The 17,870-nt window shown below is 66.9% G+C and carries 16 protein-coding genes; 10 read left to right on the top strand and 6 right to left on the bottom strand.

The window, feature by feature from the left end:
* The first annotated feature begins 197 nt into the window (after positions 1-197).
* The 5 genes from BW39_RS09860 (at position 198) to BW39_RS09880 (ending at position 5,930) form a co-directional block, all read left to right on the top strand.
* Entirely contained in the window at positions 198-782 is a 585-nt protein-coding gene (locus tag BW39_RS09860; protein ID WP_012207088.1) for an RNA polymerase sigma factor, read from the top strand.
* A 37-nt stretch (positions 783-819) separates the two neighbouring features.
* Positions 820-1,647, top strand: coding sequence for an anti-sigma factor (locus tag BW39_RS09865; protein WP_043821459.1), 828 nt, complete (start codon positions 820-822; stop codon positions 1,645-1,647).
* 232 nt (positions 1,648-1,879) lie between these two features.
* Positions 1,880-2,818 (top strand): DMT family transporter, encoded by a 939-nt coding sequence (locus BW39_RS09870; protein WP_043821460.1) that lies wholly within the window; start codon positions 1,880-1,882, stop codon positions 2,816-2,818.
* Positions 2,819-2,859: 41 nt separating this feature from the next.
* Positions 2,860-4,179 carry a DNA polymerase IV gene (dinB, locus tag BW39_RS09875; protein ID WP_043821462.1) on the top strand — a complete coding sequence of 440 codons (1,320 nt, stop codon included), beginning with the start codon at positions 2,860-2,862 and terminating at the stop codon, positions 4,177-4,179.
* A 191-nt stretch (positions 4,180-4,370) separates the two neighbouring features.
* Entirely contained in the window at positions 4,371-5,930 is a 1,560-nt protein-coding gene (locus BW39_RS09880) for a methyl-accepting chemotaxis protein (protein WP_043821463.1), read from the top strand.
* A 23-nt stretch (positions 5,931-5,953) separates the two neighbouring features.
* Here the strand turns inward: BW39_RS09880 and queF are convergent, their stop codons facing one another.
* The 4 genes from queF to BW39_RS09900 form a co-directional block, all read right to left on the bottom strand.
* Positions 5,954-6,802 (bottom strand): NADPH-dependent 7-cyano-7-deazaguanine reductase QueF, encoded by an 849-nt coding sequence (queF, locus tag BW39_RS09885; protein WP_043821500.1) that lies wholly within the window; start codon positions 6,800-6,802, stop codon positions 5,954-5,956.
* 156 nt (positions 6,803-6,958) lie between these two features.
* Positions 6,959-7,843: a 2OG-Fe(II) oxygenase gene (locus BW39_RS09890; RefSeq protein ID WP_043821464.1), complete on the bottom strand. Its 885-nt coding sequence runs from the start codon at positions 7,841-7,843 to the stop codon at positions 6,959-6,961.
* Positions 7,844-7,921: 78 nt separating this feature from the next.
* The gene (gene yaaA, locus BW39_RS09895) at positions 7,922-8,707 is read right to left on the bottom strand and encodes a peroxide stress protein YaaA (protein WP_043821465.1); all 786 of its coding nucleotides are present in this window, start codon (positions 8,705-8,707) and stop codon (positions 7,922-7,924) included.
* A gap of 118 nt (positions 8,708-8,825) precedes the next feature.
* Positions 8,826-11,951 carry an Rne/Rng family ribonuclease gene (locus tag BW39_RS09900; RefSeq protein WP_043821466.1) on the bottom strand — a complete coding sequence of 1,042 codons (3,126 nt, stop codon included), beginning with the start codon at positions 11,949-11,951 and terminating at the stop codon, positions 8,826-8,828.
* A 535-nt stretch (positions 11,952-12,486) separates the two neighbouring features.
* Between BW39_RS09900 and BW39_RS09910 the strand changes: the two genes are divergently transcribed.
* From BW39_RS09910 to BW39_RS09925, 4 genes are read left to right on the top strand one after another with little or no spacing between them, the layout of a single operon-like run.
* Positions 12,487-13,548 carry an RluA family pseudouridine synthase gene (locus tag BW39_RS09910; protein WP_034396692.1) on the top strand — a complete coding sequence of 354 codons (1,062 nt, stop codon included), beginning with the start codon at positions 12,487-12,489 and terminating at the stop codon, positions 13,546-13,548.
* A gap of 24 nt (positions 13,549-13,572) precedes the next feature.
* Complete coding sequence (locus BW39_RS09915) at positions 13,573-14,259, top strand: HAD family hydrolase (protein ID WP_043821468.1); 687 nt, start codon at positions 13,573-13,575, stop codon at positions 14,257-14,259.
* Positions 14,260-14,308: 49 nt separating this feature from the next.
* Positions 14,309-14,677 (top strand): Rieske (2Fe-2S) protein, encoded by a 369-nt coding sequence (locus tag BW39_RS09920; RefSeq protein ID WP_013800985.1) that lies wholly within the window; start codon positions 14,309-14,311, stop codon positions 14,675-14,677.
* A 1-nt stretch (position 14,678) separates the two neighbouring features.
* On the top strand, positions 14,679-15,725 hold the full coding sequence (locus tag BW39_RS09925; protein WP_012207076.1) for a S49 family peptidase: 1,047 nt from the start codon (positions 14,679-14,681) through the stop codon (positions 15,723-15,725).
* Positions 15,726-15,810: 85 nt separating this feature from the next.
* On the opposite strand, the gene BW39_RS09930 is transcribed toward BW39_RS09925, so the two are convergent.
* Positions 15,811-16,602 carry an SAM-dependent methyltransferase gene (locus BW39_RS09930; RefSeq protein WP_043821471.1) on the bottom strand — a complete coding sequence of 264 codons (792 nt, stop codon included), beginning with the start codon at positions 16,600-16,602 and terminating at the stop codon, positions 15,811-15,813.
* Entirely contained in the window at positions 16,599-17,219 is a 621-nt protein-coding gene (locus tag BW39_RS09935) for a Maf family nucleotide pyrophosphatase (RefSeq protein ID WP_043821473.1), read from the bottom strand. The genes BW39_RS09930 and BW39_RS09935 overlap by 4 nt, the downstream gene beginning before the upstream one ends.
* Positions 17,220-17,244: 25 nt before the next feature.
* Between BW39_RS09935 and BW39_RS09940 the strand changes: the two genes are divergently transcribed.
* Positions 17,245-17,802 carry a YceD family protein gene (locus tag BW39_RS09940; protein WP_034396686.1) on the top strand — a complete coding sequence of 186 codons (558 nt, stop codon included), beginning with the start codon at positions 17,245-17,247 and terminating at the stop codon, positions 17,800-17,802.
* The last annotated feature ends 68 nt before the right edge of the window (positions 17,803-17,870 follow it).

The raw sequence follows: 17,870 nt of genomic DNA on the forward strand, positions 1-17,870 counted from the left end.
TCCGCATCCGGTTCGCAATGCGCTGCGTATTGCTCACGGAGGGCCGGTGCAAGCCGGGAGACCCATGCCAGACCTTCTGCAACCCCCCGGCTGAGCACCGATATGCCCCTTGAATCCGATCGAAAGACAGAACAAGCCCCCGGGCGGCCACGCAACAGTGCGGGCCACGGGGCCGCCCGCTCGCCCACAATGCGTGCATGGGCACCACACCAACCGACCAAGAGCTGATGGACCTTCTGGACCGCATCGCAGCGCAGGACGAGCCCGCGCTCCGCAGCCTGTACGAGGCCACCTCGTCCCGGCTGTACGGGTTGGCGTTGCGCATCCTGCGGCACAAGGACTGGGCCGAAGACGTGCTGCAGGACAGCTACCTGCACATCTGGCGCAGCGCCTCGGGCTACCGGGGCACGCTCAGCCCGCCGCTGGCCTGGATGGGCCTGGTGGTGCGCAGCCGGGCCCTGGACTTTCTGCGCCGGCGCCGCGCCGAACGCCTGCACCTGAACGAAGAGTTCGACGAGGCGCAACTGGCGGCCCATGGCGGCGGGGACGATGAAAGCCAGGGCCCGCTGCAACTGGCCGAGGCCAGCGAACAGGCCGTGGCGCTGTACCAGTGCCTGGAGCGGCTGGAAGGCCGCCAGCGTGAGGTGGTCAGCCTGGCCTATCTGCGCGACCTCAGCCATGGCGAGCTGGCGGGCCAGCTGCAACTGCCGCTGGGCACGGTCAAGACCTGGATACGGCGCGGCCTGGAGCAGCTGCGCCGCTGCCTGTCACGCCATGCGTGAAGCAGTTGACATGCTCTGAGCGGCCAAAGGATTTGCCATGAATATTTCCCGACACCCCGAACTGCTGGACCGGCTGGCCGCCGCTTACGCCCTGGGCACGCTGCGGGGCGCGGCGCGCCGCCGCTTCGAGCAACTGGCCCGTGACCAGGCCCCGGTGCGCGCCGCCGCCCTGCTGTGGCAGGGCCGCTGGTCGGCCCTGTCCGAAATGCAGGCGCCCGTACGCCCTGACGATGCGGTCTGGGTCCGTATCGACAACCTGCTGCAGGCCGAAAAGGCCCGCGCCGCCCAGGCGCACCGGCGGCGCGCCGACGATGCGCCTGGCATGGCCCGGCGCACGGAATCCGCCGTGGGCCGCGCCCTGGCCTGGTGGCGCGGCGCCGCCGTGCTGGGCGCCTGCGCCACCGTGGCGGCCGTGGCCGTGGGGCTGTGGTCGCACCAGGACCTGCGCCAAAGCGGCGAGCGCCAGCTGGCCGTGCTGAACAACCAGCTGCAGGCCACCCAGGCTGCGCTGCAGGCCGCGCCCCAGATCCAGTACGTGGCCGTGCTGGCCGACGACAAGGCCGATGCCTCCATGCTCGTGACCTTCGACCCCGGCAAGAACACCCTGGTGCTGCAGCGCGTGGGCGACTTCCATGAGGCCTCCGACAAATCACTGCAGCTGTGGGCCCTGCCGCCCCAGGGCGGCCCGCAATCGCTGGGCGTGCTGGGACGCGACAAGCTGGTCAAGCTGACCGCCGCGGCCGCCGAGGTCCAGGGCGTACCTGCCCTGGCCATCAGCCTGGAGCCCAAGGGCGGCGTGCCCAGCCAGACCGGGCCCACGGGGCCGGTGCTGTTCAAGGGCGCTTTGATCCGGCGCGACCTGTAGCGCGCAGCGCAGGCCCGCTCGCCATTGGCGACGGCCGTGCTGCTGCACAACGCAGCCTGCTTGCCCTGGCCAGAGCAGGGCGCGCGTGCAGTGCTGGCTGGCCGGCCTCTGTTTCGCTGCCGGGCGCGGCAGCCTTCTCCAAGCGCGTGCGCCTGGTGCCAAACCGGCGGCTATGCTGGCCGGCACTCAGTCGCCCGCGCCTTGCCGGCGGTGCCTTCCCTTTTTTGCCGACATGCTTTCTTCCCTCCAAGACCTGACCTGGCTGTGGGTGCCCGTGGTGCTGTTCGCCGCAGCCGCCCAGACCGTGCGCAACACGGCGCAGCGCTCGCTGACCGCCGAGCTCGGCACCCTGCCGGCCACCCTGGTGCGCTTTCTGTACGGCCTGCCGTTTGCCGGCATCTACCTGCTGGCGCTGTACCTGGGAGGCGATGGCGCCTGGTCGCTGCCCCGGTTCTCATGGGCCTACCTGGGCTGGATCGCGCTGGGGGCCTTCTTCCAGGTCGCGGCTACGGCGGCGCTGCTGCTGGCCATGAAGGAGCGCAACTTCGCCGTGGCCGTCACCCTGTCCAAGACCGAGGTGCTGCAGGTGGCCCTGTTCGCCGGCATCTTCCTGCATGAGTTGCCCACCGCCGTGGCGCTGGCGGCCATGGCGCTGGCCACCTTCGGCGTGCTCATCCTGTCGCTGCCGCCGCGCGGCCAGATGCTGTCGCTGTCGGCCTGGGCCAGCCGATCGGCGCTCTACGGCCTGGCCTGCGGTGCCTGCTTTGCCATCGCCACCGTGGGATATCGGGGCGGCGCCGTGGAACTGGCGCGCCTGGGCGAGATATCTCCCTGGCTGTCAGGCGCCTGGGGCGTGCTGATCGCCCAGCTCATGCAGACCCTGGGCCTGGGCGCCTGGATCGCGCGCACCCACGCGCAGGGCCTGCGCCCCATCTTCCGCGCCTGGCGCGTCTCGCTGCTGGCCGGTGGCATGGGCGCGGCCGCCTCGCTGGCCTGGTTCACCGCCTACGCCATGCAGGGCGCGGCACCCGTGCGCACGCTGGGCATGGTCGAGGTGGTGTTCAGCTACATCGTCTCGCGCCGCGTGCTCAGCGAAAGCCTGAGCCGCCAGGAAATGATCGGCATGGCTCTGATGGTGCTCGGACTGGTCCTCATCTGCCTGCAGGGATGAATGGTCCGGGGCCTGTGTGACAAGCCCTGTGGGCTGTATGAATGCACAGTTGCCGCAATAATGGCGGCGTGCCTGAAACGACACCAACGACATCCACACCCGCAAGCCCTGCCGATGCTGCGCTCCCGCGCCGCATCGCCCACCTGGACATGGACGCCTTCTATGCCTCGGTGGAGCTGCTGCGCTATCCGCAGCTCAAGGGACTGCCCGTGGTCATCGGCGGCGGACGCCGCGCGCACGACGAGGCGCTGGATGCGCGCTACGCCGGCCGGCTGCACGAGATTCCGGTGGACGAGTTCTCGCGCCTCAAGGACTACGTGGGCCGGGGCGTGATCACCACGGCCACCTACCCGGCGCGCCAGTTCGGCGTGGGCTCGGCCATGGGCATGATGAAGGCCGCACGCCTGTGTCCCCAGGCCATCCTGCTGCCCGTGGACTTTGCCGAGGTGCGGCGCTTCTCGCGCATGTTCAAGGAAATCATCGTCTCCATCGCCCCGCTGATGGAGGACCGCGGCGTGGACGAGGTCTACATCGACTTCACCGACGTGCCTGGCGGCCAGCGCGAGGGCGGGCGCGTGCTGGCTCGGCTGATCCAGAAAACCATCACCGACGCCACGGGCCTGACCTGCTCCATCGGCGTGGCGCCCAACAAGCTGCTGGCCAAGATGGCCAGCGAATTCAACAAGCCCAACGGCATCTCCATCGTCCAGCCCGACGATCTGCAGGCCGTGATCTGGCCGCTGGCCTGCCGCAAGATCAACGGCATAGGCCCCAAGGCCGATGCCAAGCTGCAATCGCTGGGCATACAGACGATTGGCGAGCTGGCCACGCAAAGCCTGCCCCAGCTCGTGCAGTGGTTCGGCCGCGCCTACGGCAACTGGCTGCATGGCGTGTCCTGGGGGCGCGACGAGCGGCCCGTGGTCACGCACAGCGAGCCCGTCTCCATGAGCCGCGAAACCACCTTCGAGCGCGACCTGCACGCCGTGCGCGACCGGGCCGAACTGAGCGCCATCTTCACCGACCTGTGCGAACGCCTGGCCCAGGACCTGCAGCGCAAGGGCTACATGGGCCGCACCGTCGGCATCAAGCTGCGCTACGACGACTTCAAGACCGCCACGCGCGACCACACGCTGGAGCTGCCCATGGCCGATGCCGCCACCCTGCGCCGCGCCGCAGGCCAATGCCTCAAGCGCGTGCCCCTGGCCAAGCGGCTGCGCCTGCTGGGCGTGCGCGTGGGCAACCTCGTTCGCACGGCCGACTGGAATGCCACCGCCCACGACCCGCTGGCGCGCGAGCAACTGCTCAGGGGTCCGGCCCAGCCCGCGCCGGACAGCGATCCCTTTACACCTCAACTGTTCTGAATCATCACCACGAATCTGGCGCACACGCTGTAAAACCATGCACCAGTTCCGAGCATGGGACTGCGGTTGCCGTGCTGTGAGATGATTTGGAAATGTGAATTTGTGTTTCCGTTTGATGGATTCCGGTGGCTTCTGAGCGTTTTGCCATGCCATTTCACAAGAACAAGAGACATCCCAAAGGAGTGGTACCCATGCGCGTGAATTTGCCCGTCAGCCAGCTCAACTACGACTTTCCGGGCGATGAGCTGCTGGTATCCGTCACCAACACCAAGGGCGAGATCACCCATTGCAACCCGGCCTTCGTGCGGGTCAGCGGCTATTCCTACGAGGAACTGATCGAGCAGCCGCACAACCTGATCCGCCACCCGGACATGCCGGCCGCCGCCTTCAAGGACATGTGGCGCACCATCGCCCACGGCTACCCGTGGACTGCCCTGGTCAAGAACCGGCGCAAGAACGGCGACCACTACTGGGTGCGCGCCAACGTCACGCCCATCATGGAAGGCGGCCGGCCACGCGGCTACCTGTCGGTGCGCACCAAGCCCCGGCCGGACGAGATCGAGGCCGCCGAAGCCCTCTATGCCCGCATGCGCGCCGAAGCCGATGCCGGCCAGGAAACCCTGCGACTGCGCGGCGGCGAACTGCGCCGCCTGGGCCTGGCAGGCCTGTGGGACCGCCGCAGCGACCTGGGCCTGACAGCCCGCATGGCGCTGATGCTGGGCGGCGTGGGCCTGGCCGCCATGCTGCCCGACCTGCTGGGCTGGCAGGGCGCCGCAGCCTGGGGCACGCGCCTGGCCGCCTTGCTGGCGGGAGGCAGCTTTGTGCTGTGGCGCTTCCAGCAGCGCTGCGTGGCGGGCCTGGAGCAGGCCAGCGGCTTTGCCGCCGACATTGCCAGCTGCCAGCTGGGCACCAACATGCAGCACGACTACAGCGGCCCCATGGGCGCCATGATGCAGCGGCTGCAGCAGATTCAGATCAACCTGCGCGCCGTGGTCGGCGACGTGCGTACCGAAATGCGCGGCTTTGCCACCACCGCCCACGAGATCGCCCAGGGCAGCTTCGACCTCGCGCAGCGCACAGAATCCCAGGCCACCAGCCTGCAGCAGACGGCGGCCTCGATGGAAGAGATATCGGGCACCGTGGCGCAGACCGCCGACACGGCCCAGCTCATGGCCCATGAAAGCGACCAGAGCCGCCAGGTTGCCGGCAAGAGCGGCGCCGCCATCCAGGAAGTGGGCTCTGCCATGGAGCACATCCGCGGCTCTTCGCGCCGCATGGGCGAGATCATCGGCGTCATCGAAAGCATTGCCTTCCAGACCAACCTGCTGGCCCTGAATGCCGCCGTCGAAGCGGCACGCGCAGGCGAGCAGGGCCGCGGCTTTGCCGTCGTGGCCGGCGAAGTGCGCGCCCTCGCCCAGCGCAGCGCCTCCGCCGCCAAGGAAATCAGCGGCCTCATCAACCGCACCGTGGACGGCATCAACGACGGCAACGCCCGCATGGATGCCGCCGGCCGCACCATCGACGGCATGGTCGACGCCGTGGGCCGCGTCAGCGACCTGGTCCACCAGATCAGCATCGCCACGCGTGAACAATCCGTAGGCATCGCCCAGGTCAACGACGCCGTGGCCCAGCTCGACTCCGTCACCCAGCAAAACGCCGCCCTGGTCGAACAATCGGCCGGCGCGGCGGGCTCGCTGCGCGCCAGCGCCCAGTCGCTGGAGCGGTCGCTGGAGGTGTTTACGTTGCGGTGAGGGGAAGGGGCCGGCCGCCTCTTTTACTGCCGCGCCGAGCGCACGTTGGCCGGCAAGGCGCCAGGATGGCTGGTGCGGAACGGGTTGATGTCCAGGCCGCCACGGCGCGTGTAGCGTGCGTAGACCGAGAGCTTGAGGGGGCGGCAGCGGGTCCAGATGTCCATGAAGATGCGTTCCACGCATTGCTCATGGAATTCGTTGTGGTTGCGGAAGCTCACCAGGTATTGCAGCAGGCCTTCCTGGTCGATCTGCGCGCCGCTGTAGCGGATCTGCACGCTGCCCCAGTCGGGCTGGCCCGTGACCAGGCAGTTGCTCTTGAGCAGGTGGCTGACCAGGGTCTCGGTGACGGGGCCTTCTTCATGGTTGGCGCGCAGCAGCTCCGGGGCGGGCTGGTATTGCGTGCACTCCACATCCAGGCGGTCCAGCAGCAGGCCGTCGAGCTCCTGCACCATTTCCTGGTCGAAGCGGTCCAGGCCGATGATCTTCACGCCGATGCTGCCCTTTTGCTCGCTGCCGCGCCACAGCGCTTCGGCCAGGTCGGTGCGCAGGCGTGCCTGGACTTCGGCCGCGTCGGCCAGGCGGGTGTTGTTGAAGCTGTTGAGGTAGAGCTTGAAGGACTTGCTTTCGATGAGATTGGGGGTCTCGCAGGGAATCGTGAAATGCACAAGCGCCACCTGCGGCTTGCCGCGCAGGTTGAGCCAGGACAGCTCGAACGCCGTCCACAGGTCGGCGCCGAAGAAGGGCATCTGGCCGCCCTGCAGGCCGATCTCTTCGCGCTTGGGCGCACGCGGCAACGGGAACAGCAGCGAGGGGTCGTACTGGTCGATGTAGGCGGAGCTTTTGCCCAGCTGGGATTGTTCGGGAGTGTTCATGGAAAAAGGGCCGGCCGTGCCGGCGCTGGTCAAGCCTGGACGGTCCGCGCGGAGCGCGTGGACCCAGGCTTTGAAGCTAACTGAATTTCCATGCCCGCAGGCATGGGCGGCCATATAAGGTCAATAAGGGTCGGTGCGCCCGGGTTCGCTGGCTATTCAGTGGAATTCGCGCTCGCGCAGCCATTTGGTGGCGATCCATTTTTCGCCGGCCAGCACGGGCGCGCCGCCGTGCAGGGTACGCGTGGAGGGGTCGGGGCGCTCATAGCTGAAGAAGACGGCGTTGCCCCGGCGCGGCACCACTTGCAGCGGCACTTCTGGGAAGATGGTTGCGCCGCCCCGCTCGGGCTCGTTCAGGTAGATGACCAGGGTGCCCACGCGCTGGCCGCCGCGCTTTAGGATGGTGGGCGTGCCGGGTTCGCCAGGCGCGAAGTAGTCGTGGTGGGGCTTGTATTCGGCGCCCGGGCCGTAGTGCAGCACCTGCAGGCCCTCGCCATGGTCCAGCGGCCAGCGCAACAGGCGGGCAATGCGTTCTTCCAGCTGGCTGACGATGCCGGTTTCCCCGCGCTGGAAGAACATGCCGTTGCTGGTTCGGTCGTCATTGATCTCTTCGCCGCCGCTTTGCGTGGCCACGGTGAGCGAGCGCGCCATGCGCGGACGTGCGGCAGCGATGATGGCGTCGCACTCCTCATGCGAGAGCAGGTTGCCGAAGACCACGATGCGCGGGTTGCGCATGCTGACCAGTACCTGGACCTGGCGGTCGCCGACATCGATGCTGCTGGGGTCCTGGGCAAGGTCCGGTTCGGGCAGGCTCGAGGCCGAGACGACGACGGCCGGTGGCGACACCTCGCCCTGTTCGGGCAGGTCCAGCGCCCGCCTTGCCAGTTCTTCGCTCCAGCCCACGTCGCGCATGGAGCGCAGCAGGGCCGCAGGCCCTATGCCGGATGCGCGCTGGTCGCGCACCCATTGCATGAGTTCAGGCGTGAGACCGACGGGCAGATCCTGCGCGGTGGTCTGGGAATCTGGTGAGGATTTGAGGCTCATGGCGTGCAGTGCGGCCCTTGCCGCAGTGAATGGACTCCAAAGGCATCGAGGCCGGGGCCGGCCGGTGGCCGGCGAGGCTCAGTCAGCGGTCTTGCGACGGAACACCAGGCGCGCAGGCGTCGAGGAAGCTGGCGCCAGCGCGTAGCCCTCCAGATCGAAGGCTTCGAGTTCAGCCGCGCTGCGAGCGCGTCGTTGTATGGCAAATCGTGCCATCAGCCCGCGCGCACGTTTGGCATGGAAGCTGATGATCTTGTAGGCGCCGTTCTTGTAATCCTCGAATGCGCATTCCACCACCGGGGGCTTGAGGTGCTTCAAGTCTACCGATTTGAAGTATTCCTGCGAAGCCAGGTTGACGATGACGCGTTCGCCCGCCGGCTGCTTGGCCGCGCGCTGGTTCAGGTGCTCGGCAATGCGGCTGCCCCAGAACTGGTAGAGGTTGCTGCCATGCGCGGTTTCCAGCCGGGAGCCCATTTCCAGGCGGTAGGGCTGCATGCGGTCCAGCGGGCGCAGCACGCCGTACAGGCCGCTGAGGATGGCCAGGTGCTGCTGTGCCCAGTCCAGGTCCTCGGCATCCAGGCTGCGTGCCTGCAGGCCTTCGTAGACATCGCCGTTGAAGGCCAGCAGCGCCTGCCGGGCGTTGGTGGCCGTGAAGCGCGGGCTGAAGGCCTCGTAGCGCGCCACGTTGAGCGCGGCCAGCTTGTCGCTGATACCCATCAGTTCCGACAGTTGCTGGGGCGACTGGCGGCGCAGCACTTCGATCAGCTCCAGCGGCTGTTCGGAGAAGACGGGCAGCGTGTGCGGCAGTTTCGGGGGCAGTGGGGTGTCGTAGTCCAGCGATTTGGCGGGGGAGAGCAGCAACAGCATGGCGGGACGGAAGCTCCTGGAAAGAGGTGGACGGAAGGCGTGGGGAGACGGATGAGGTGAGGGCGGAGGCGGAAACAAACAGGGGCCGCGAGGGCCCCTGTGTTGTCACTGTCTGTGGTCAGACCTGGGCCGCGCCCTGTGGCTGCGGCTGCTGCTCGAACGGCAGTTGCAGCTCGCTGAGGTCCTTGCGTGTTTCCACGAGGATCAGCGGGCCGTCATCCAGAGCGACGACGGGCGGGCGCTCGCGCACGACGCGCTCGGGCTGCGGTTCGGCGGCGATGGCTGCCTGGGCTGCCGCCACCTTGTCGGCATCGGAGCCCACCCATTGCAGACCCGAAGCGGCGGCCAGCGCCTGCAACTCGGACATGGGCAACTGGTAGGCCTGGACCTTGGGCAGGCCGCGTTCGGCGGTTGCTTCAACGGCCTTGGCTGCTGCGGGCGCGACTGCCACTGCGGCAGGAGCGGCCACGGGTGCAGGTGCTGCCACGGGTGCCACCACGGGGGCGGGTGCGACCGGCGCGGGGGTCACCGCAGCCACGGGCACGGGAGCGGCAACCTGCTGCTCGGGCACGGGGGCCGCGACGGGTTGCTGCACCGCTTGGGCTGCTGCAGCTGCTGCGGGCTGCGCAGGCACTTGCGCTTCGGCCATGGCTTCAGAAGCCTGGGCTTCGGCGGCAGGGCTGGCTGCGTTGAAGTAGCTGCGGCGGGCAGGCTGGTCCTGCTCGGGAGCGGCGGCTTCGAAGGACTGGACGGCTTCGCCCTCCGCTTCGCGCGGTGCGCGCTCTGCACGGTCACCGCGATCGCCACGCTCGCGGCGGTCACGGCCATAGCGGTCGCGCGAACGGCGCTGGCGCGGCTGCTCTTCGCCGGAGGCGGGGGCAGCGTTGTCCAGGGACGGGTCCTGTTGCTGGGCCTGGTTGTCCAGGTTCTCTTCGGTCTCGGGAGCGACTTCGAACTGGCGGGGCTGGCGCTCGCTGCGTTCGGCGCGTTCACCGCGCTCGCCACGTTCGCGGCGGCCTTCACCGCGCTCCTGGCGCTCGCCACGCGGGGCGCGCTCGGGACGCTGCTCGATGGTGCTGCCATCTGCAGCGACAGCGGCCACGCCGTTCACGGCTTCCAGCGGCTGGCGGCTTTCACCGTCACGGCTGCGTTCACCACGGCCACGGCGTTCGCCGCGGTCGGCGCGCTCACCGCGCTCGCCACGATCCGGGCGCTCTCCACGCTCCGGGCGTTCACCGCGTTCAGTGCGCTCACCACGCTCGGCATTGCGGCGGTTGCGGTCACCGTTGCCGGCCTGGCGTTCGGCATTGGGGGCGCCAGCGCGCTCGCCATTGCGCTCCGAGCGCTCGCCACGCTCACCATTGCGTTCGTTGCGGCGGCCACGGTTGTCGTTGCGGCCGTCACGGCGTGCTTCGCGAGCGGGGGCTTCGGCGGCCGGAGCGGGCGCTGCGACCGGCGCAGGTGCCGCGCTAAAGCCGAACAGGCTCTTGAGCCAGGCAAAGAAGCCTTGCTCGCGTACCACGACGGGGGCGACGGCCGGTGCGGGCGCTGCAGCGGTTGCCGCAGGCTTGGCATCGCGCTGCTGGCCGTTGGCCGGGCGGTTGCGGCTGCCTTCGGGACGGGGCTCGGCGATGGGGGCCGGCATGTCGGGCAGCACGCCCTTGATCATGGGCGTCTGCTTGTTGGTGGGCTCCTGCGAGCGGCGCGTCACCGTGGTTTCCGCGTCCAGCTCCTCGGCCAGCTTGTAGCTGGCTTCCATGCTTTCCAGGCGCACGTCGTCGTGCTTGAGGCGCTCGAGCTTGTAGTGCGGCGTGTCCATGGACTTGTTGGGAACCATGATCACGTTGACGCGCTGCTTGAGTTCGATCTTGGTGATCTCGCCGCGCTTTTCGTTGAGCAGGAAGCTGGCCACTTCCACGGGCACCTGGCAGTGCACGGCGGCCGTGTTGTCCTTCATGGACTCTTCCTGGATGATGCGCAGGATCTGCAGCGCCGAGCTTTCCGTGTCACGCACGTGGCCGGAGCCACCACAGCGCGGGCAGTTGATGTGCGCGCCTTCGGACAGGGCGGGCTTGAGGCGCTGGCGGCTCATCTCCATGAGGCCGAACTTGCTGATGGTGCCGAACTGCACGCGGGCACGGTCCTGGCGCAGCGCGTCGCGCAGGCGGTTCTCGACCTCGCGGCGGTTCTTGCTCTCCTCCATGTCGATGAAGTCGATGACGATCAGGCCGCCCAGGTCACGCAGGCGCATCTGGCGCGCGACTTCGTCGGCGGCTTCCAGGTTGGTGCGTGTGGCGGTTTCCTCGATGTCGCCGCCCTTGATGGCGCGGGCCGAGTTCACGTCGATGGAGACCAGCGCTTCGGTGTGGTCGATGACGATGGCGCCGCCCGAGGGCAGGGTCACGGTGCGTGCGTAGGCCGATTCGATCTGGTGCTCGATCTGGAAGCGGCTGAACAGCGGGGCGTCGTCACGGTAGCGTTTGACGCGGGCGGCATGCTCGGGCATGACGTGCTGCATGAACTGCTGCGCCTGCTCGTAGATGTCGTCGGTGTCGATGAGGATGTCGCCGATGTCGCCGTTGAAGTAGTCGCGGATGGCGCGGATCACCAGGCTCGATTCCTGGTAGATCAGGAAGGCGCCCTTGGCCGACTTGGCGGCGCCATCGATGGCGTTCCACAGCTTGAGCAGGTAGTTCAGGTCCCACTGCAGCTCGGGTGCGGTGCGGCCGATGCCGGCGGTGCGCGCAATGATGGACATGCCCTTGGGGTACTCAAGCTGGTCCATTGCCTCCTTGAGTTCGGCGCGGTCCTCGCCCTCGATGCGGCGCGAGACGCCACCGCCGCGCGGGTTGTTGGGCATCAGCACCACGTAGCGGCCAGCCAGCGAGATGAAGGTGGTCAGGGCCGCGCCCTTGTTGCCGCGCTCTTCCTTCTCGACCTGGACGATCAGTTCCTGGCCTTCGCGGATGACTTCGTTGATGCGGGCCTGGCTGGGGGAGACGCCTTCGGCGAAATACTGCTTGGAGATTTCCTTGAAGGGCAGGAAGCCGTGGCGGTCCTCGCCGTAGTCGACGAAGCAGGCCTCAAGGCTGGGCTCCACGCGCGTGACCACGGCCTTGTAGATGTTGCCCTTGCGCTGCTCGCGCCCTTCGATTTCGATTTCGTAGTCGAGCAGCTTCTGGCCATCGACGATGGCAAGGCGACGTTCTTCCGACTGCGTGGCGTTGATGAGCATCCGTTTCATGATGCGTTTCCTTTATTCGTTTTCTCTGGGGCGCGCCGGAGTGCAGCCTCTGCTGCCAGACCGTCACGCCTTTGACTCGTAATCAAAGACAGGCTCGCGAGGGAGCCGAGATGCCGGACTGACGCGTCGAAACGAAAGGAATCGCCGGATGCCTTGATGCTTGAGACCTGGCTCAAGTCAGCAATGGGGGCAAGGGCAGGGGGACGAGAGCGATGAGAGAGGCACGCCGTCCAGCTTCAAGCGAAGCTGCTGCACGTGCGGGGCAGGCGGGAGGCTTGGGGGCGGCAATGATCCTGGGCGCAGGCGTTTTCCTGCTCCACAGCGTGACCATCCATGCCCAAAAGATCCACATGCTCGCTTTTGATCCGCTGGCAGCGGTGGACGCCGGGTCCGACCCCTTCTGCCAGCTTGAGATTCCGTATCAGTGTTTCAATTCGTCAGCCACAACCGATGCAACGACGAACTTCGCAGGCCATCTTTTCCTGCTGTTTCGCGTGCATGACACCGGATGGCATCGACCTGCCTGTGCGGGGAAATGGTTGTTTGGACTAAACTCCATGAGAATCAACCACTTATAAATAGTTCGGCACAGGTGAAACACATTATAGAGGGCAAACCGGCAGACGACCGTTCCCTGAACGCAGCCACTGCCGCAGTGCGGCTGATCGAAGTCGATGACGATTCGGCCGGACAGCGGTTGGACAACTTTCTCATACGCCATCTCAAGGGCGTTCCCAAGACCCATGTCTATCGCATCATCCGCAGTGGAGAAGTGCGCATCAACAAAGGGCGCGTCAGTGCGGAAACCCGCGTTTCTACCGGCGATATCGTCCGCATACCGCCCGTGCGCATTTCCGAAAAAGTCGCCGAAAAGGCCGAGCGGCCAGCGCCAGCGAGGGATTTCCCCAGTCTGCTGGAAGACGAGCACCTGATCGCCATCGACAAGCCCGCCGGTGTGGCCGTGCATGGCGGCTCGGGTGTGAGTTTTGGTGTCATCGAGCAACTGCGCCAGGCGCGGCCGCAAAGCCGTTTTCTGGAGCTGGTGCATCGGCTCGACCGCGAGACATCCGGCATCTTGCTGGTGGCCAAGAAGCGCTCGGCGCTGACGCATCTGCAGGACCAGTTCCGCGAACGCGAGACCGGCAAGACCTATCTGGCCCTGGTCCAGGGCACCTGGCCGGCCAACCACAAGGTGATTGATCTGCCGCTGCACAAATACCTGCAGGCCGACGGCGAACGCCGCGTGCGGGTGACCACGGCCGATGATCCTGACGGCATGCGCTCCGTCACGCTGGTGCGCGTTCGCAGCACGCTGGCGCCCCAGCCTCTGCTGGGACTGCCGGCCATGAGCCTGCTGGAGGTGACCATCAAGACCGGGCGCACGCACCAGATCCGCGTGCACCTGTCCAGCCAGGGGCACCCGATTGCGGGCGATGACAAATATGGCGACTTCGACCTGAACCGACGCCTGCAGAAACAGGGGCTCAAACGCATGTTCCTGCACGCATGGCGGCTACAGTTCACCCACCCGGCCAGTGGCGAGCGGGTGGAGCTGCGCGCCGAGCTTCCCGAAGAACTGGCCCGTTTCGCCGGCTGACGCTGGCTCCGACTCCTTGTAAATATGACAAATCCTGGTTCTTCCGAGATGCACCGTGCGCGCCGCTTCGATCTCATTGCCTTCGACTGGGATGGGACGCTGTCGGATTCCACCGCGGTGATCGTCAAGTGCATTCAGGCGGCCGTGGCCGATGTGGGGGGCGCGCCTCCCAGCGATGAGGCGGCGTCCTATGTGATCGGCATGGCGCTGATGCCCGCATTGGCGCGTGCAGCTCCCGATGTGCCGCCCGAAAAATACCCCGAGCTGGGCAACCGCTATCGCCACCATTTCATCAAGCACCAGGACGACATCAGCCTGTTCGCCGGCGTGCTGCCCATGCTGGCGGCGCTGCGCGAGCGAGGGCACCTGCTGGCCGTGGCCACGGGCAAGAGCCGCCGTGGTCTGAACGATGCGCTGCAGGACCCGCAGCTGCGCGGCATGTTCGACAGCTCGCGCACGGCGGACGAGACCGCCGGCAAGCCGAATCCGCTGATGCTGCAGGAGCTGATGGCCGAATTTGGTGCGGACCCTTCGCGGGTGCTGATGATCGGCGACACCACGCACGACCTGGAACTGGCCCGCAATGCAGGCTGTGCCAGCGTAGGCGTGGGCTATGGCGCGCATCCCACCGACGGCTTTGGCGTGCTGAAGCCGTTGCATGTGGCGCAGAGTGTTGCGGATTTGCATCAGTGGCTGTTGGCCCATGGCTGAGTCGTCATGCCCGCGTCAGCGCGTGGATTCATGCTCGTGAGGTGTGCCGTTGACCGTTGAACGCATCGTTCTGTGCGCCAGCGATGCCCTGCAGGAAGGGGCGAATGCCGTGCCTTTCGACGTGGTCTACGCGGGTCATGCCTGCCGCGCATTCGCCATCCGCTTCGAGGGACAGGTGCACGCCTATCTGAATCGCTGCACCCATGTGGCCATGGAGATGGACTACCAGCCGGACCGCTTTTTCGATGACACCGGACGCTGGCTGCTGTGCGCAACCCATGGAGCGGCCTACGCGCCCGACAGCGGCGCCTGCGCTGGCGGGCCCTGCCGTGGCGGCCTTGTGAAAATCTCCCTGAGCGAAAGCGCGGGGGTGGTGCACTGGCATACTGCCGATAACCTGAAACCCGTCGAGTTCTGACATGACTTCCCCCATACCTCCGGAAAATCCTGGCTCCGCATCGCACCCATCCCCGGGGGCGGACCTGTGGGCCCGGGCCACGCCCGCCACGGCGGCTGCCGATGCGCGCACGGCGGCATCGAGCGGCTGGGAGCGGGAGGTGCTGGAAAAGCTGGTCTTCGCCACCATCAACGAGCAGCGTGCCTCGCGCCGCTGGCGCCTGTTTGGCCGCCTGCTGTGGACGGCGCTCATCCTCGTGGTGCTGTGGGTGCTGTTTGCCAAGGACACGGCGACCACGACCAGTTCCTCCCCGCACACGGCCGTGGTCGAGGTCAAGGGCGAGATCGCCGCAGGTGCCGACGCCAGCGCGGAATTCGTGGTGGCCGCCATGCGCAGTGCCTTCGAGGATTCGGGCTCGCGCGCCGTGGTGCTGCTGATCAACTCGCCGGGCGGCAGCCCTGTGCAGGCCGGCATCATCAATGACGAAATCGTGCGGCTCAAGGGCAAGTACGACAAGCCCCTGTATGCCGTGGTGGAAGAGACCTGCGCTTCGGCCGCCTACTACATTGCTGCTGCCGCCGATGAGATCTTTGTGGACAAGGCCAGCATCGTGGGCAGCATCGGCGTGCTCATGGATGGCTTTGGCTTCACCGGCGCCATGGAAAAGCTCGGCGTGGAGCGCCGCCTGCTGACGGCTGGCGAGAACAAGGGTTTCCTGGACCCGTTCAGCCCCATGTCCGAAGGGCAGCGCGAACATGCCCACAAGATGCTGGGCCAGATCCACTCGCAGTTCATCAACGTGGTCAAGGCTGGCCGTGGTGACCGCCTGCATGAGACGCCCGAGACTTTCAGCGGCCTGTTCTGGACCGGCCAGCAGGCGGTGGAGATGGGCCTGGCCGACAAGCTGGGCAGTCTTGACTATGTGGCCCGTGAAGTGGTCAAGGCGGAAGAGGTGGTGGATTACACGCGCCGCGACAACGTGGCCGAGCGCCTGGCCAAGCGTTTCGGCGCGGCCTTTGGCGGTGGTGCGGTGCAGGCACTGCGTTCCAGCCTCCCGGCTCTGCGCTGATTCTTGCGGGGTTTCCCGCTCGGCCTGCCAAGACGAAAAAGCCCGCCTTCCTGTCGAAGGCGGGCTTTTTCGCTGGTGGGCGGCTTCAGCGGCCGATGGAGAACACCACCGGCGTGCGGTTGTCCGGCGCGTCCTTGTGCTGGCGCCATTCGCGCACCAGCCGGCTTTCGATGCGGGCGCTTTCCAGCGTCAAGCCGCAGGCCAACGCCAAACGGGTATGGGGTTGCAGCGTCTGCAGCAGGGCTTGCCAAAGCGCGGCGTTGCGGTAGGGCGTCTCGATGAACTGCTGGGTCTGGCCTTGGCGCAATGCCAGGGCTTCAAGCTCCTTGATGCGCTGTACCCGTCCGCCGGCATCCTGGGGCAGGTAGCCCACAAAGGCATAGTTCTGTCCGTTGAGCCCGCTGGCGGCCAGTGCCAGCAGCAGCGATACGGGTCCGATCAGCGGCACGACACGTATGCCCAAATCGTGCGCGGCGCGCACGATGGAGCTGCCGGGGTCGGCCACGGCGGGCATTCCGGCCTCGCTGACCAGTCCCATGTCGTGTCCGGCCAGCAAGGGGGCGAGCAGTGGCTTGGCGTCAAAGACGGCGGCACCCTTGTCGCCATGGTCCCCCTTCTTGTGGGCCTCGCGCGGCAGCTCGGTGATCTGCTGTGTCTGCAAGGGCTGGGCCAGTGCATGCAGCGCGTCGATGCGCTTGAGATAGGCGCGTGTGCTCTTGGCGTTTTCGCAGATCCAGTGGGTCAACCGTGCAGCGGTGCGCAGTGTCCCATCGGGCAGGACCTGCGTCAGCGGCGTTTGCTCATCGCAGCCGAAGTCCAGCGGCGCGGGCACCAGGTAGAGCGTTCCTGTCAGGGGCTTGGTGATGGCATCGCTCATGGCAGCACGGCTCCTGCGGCGCGCAGCAACTGGCATGTGCGGATCAGCGGAAGGCCGATCAGTGCCGTGGGGTCGTCGCTGACGATGGCGTCGAGCAGGGCAATGCCCAGGCCCTCGCTCTTGGCGCTGCCTGCGCAGTCATAAGGCTGCTCGGCGCGCAGGTAGCGCTCGATTTCCGCATCGTTGAGATCGCGAAAGCGCACCTGAACCGTCACCACGTCGGTCTCGGAAAAGCCGGTTTCCTGGCAGACCACGCTCACGGCAGTGTGGAAATTCATCTGGCGCCCGCTCATCTGGCGCAACTGTTCGGTGGCGCGTTCATGGTTGCCGGGCTTGGACAGCGGCAGGCCATCGAGCTCGGGCACCTGGTCGGAGCCGATGACAACGGCGCCGGGGTGCAGCGCAGCCACGGCCTGGGCCTTGGCCAGGGCCAGGCGCAGGGAAAGGGCGTGCGGTGTCTCTCCGGTCAGAGGTGTTTCATCGACTTCCGGGGAGACGGTCTGGAATGGCAGCCGCAGCCGCTCCAGGAGTTCGCGGCGGTAGCGTGAGGTGGAGCCAAGGATCAGGGGACGCGCCAGGCCGGGAGCCTGGGCTAAGGCGGGGTGGGGAGCTTGCATGCCCGGATTCTCTTACACTGCCCGCATGAGCAAGGAATTTTCTGCGGCCCGCCTCGATGTTCGCGCTTTCGCGCAATCGCAGGGCCATCTTCAGGACCAGACAACACTGTCAGTCTTCCCGCGTCTGGCCCAGGATGCGCAGCCGGATGCCGGTGATACGCACGGCCAGGTGCACTGGCAGGCGGACGGCGAGCTGGTCGAGCAGACCGGCGGCCCCGGTCAGGTGTGGCTGCATCTGCAGGCCGATGCCGTCGTGCCCATGGTGTGCCAGCGCTGCCTGGCCCTGGCGCCCATCACCCTGCAGGTTGATCGGTCTTTTCGCTTTGTTGCGGATGAAGCCACAGCCGAGTCCGAGGACGACGAAAGCGATGAGGACCTGCTGGTGCTCAGCCGCGAGTTCAATCTGCTCGAACTCATAGAGGACGAGTTGCTCATGGAACTGCCCGTGGTGCCGCGTCACGATGTCTGCCCCGAGTCTGTGAGCTTGCAGTCCAGCGACGCGGACTTCGAGCAGGCCATCGAGGACAAGCCCAACCCGTTCGCCGTCCTTCGCGGCCTGGATGTGGGCAAATCCGCAGACTGATCGAGATGCCCGGAAAAAAGGTCGAGGCCGGGAAAAGCGATTGCGCTATAATCAAGGGCTTCGCGCGA

The organism is Delftia sp. RIT313 (assembly GCF_000632165.1).
Classification (GTDB): Bacteria; Pseudomonadota; Gammaproteobacteria; order Burkholderiales; family Burkholderiaceae_C; genus Comamonas; species Comamonas acidovorans.